This is a genomic window from Winogradskyella sp. SM1960 (assembly GCF_020179375.1).
Classification (GTDB): Bacteria; Bacteroidota; Bacteroidia; order Flavobacteriales; family Flavobacteriaceae; genus Winogradskyella; species Winogradskyella marina.
The window spans coordinates 1-557 of sequence record NZ_JAICBG010000051.1 but is presented as its reverse complement, the minus strand read 5'-3'; the positions used below and the strand labels follow the sequence as shown (position 1 = coordinate 557).

At 43.4% G+C, this 557-nt stretch carries 1 pseudogene; it reads left to right on the top strand.

Annotated elements, in window-relative coordinates:
- Window positions 1-557, top strand: a pseudogene (locus tag K1X16_RS17930) (hypothetical protein); the annotation flags it as partial.

Here is a 557-nt window from a genome sequence, read left to right as displayed (position 1 = left end):
GTAAGTGATGGCACAACCGATGTTGTTGTATCAGATGGAGCAGATGGTGTTGACGGAGCAGATGGATTAACTCCAGAAATAGGAACCAATAATCATTGGATAATCGGAGGAGTTGACACAGGTATTGTTGCAGGAGGACAAAATGGTGATTCAGCATACGAAGAATGGTTAGCCGCTGGTAATTCAGGATCAGAACAAGATTTTTTAGATGCATTAGTAGGTCCAGCCGGACAAGATGGAGCAGACGGCACCTCAGTGACGGTAACGGATAACGGTAATGGTACTATAACTGTAAGCGATGGTACAAACGATGTAATAGTTTCTAACGGTGCAGATGGTGAAGATGGAGTAGATGGAACCTCAGTAACGGTAACCGATAATGGTAATGGTACTGTAACTGTAAGTGATGGCACAACCGATGTTGTTGTATCAGATGGAGCAGATGGTGTTGACGGAGCAGATGGATTAACTCCAGAAATCGGAACGAATAATCATTGGATAATCGGAGGAGTTGATACAGGTATTGTTGCAGGAGGACAAAATGGTGATTCAGCATA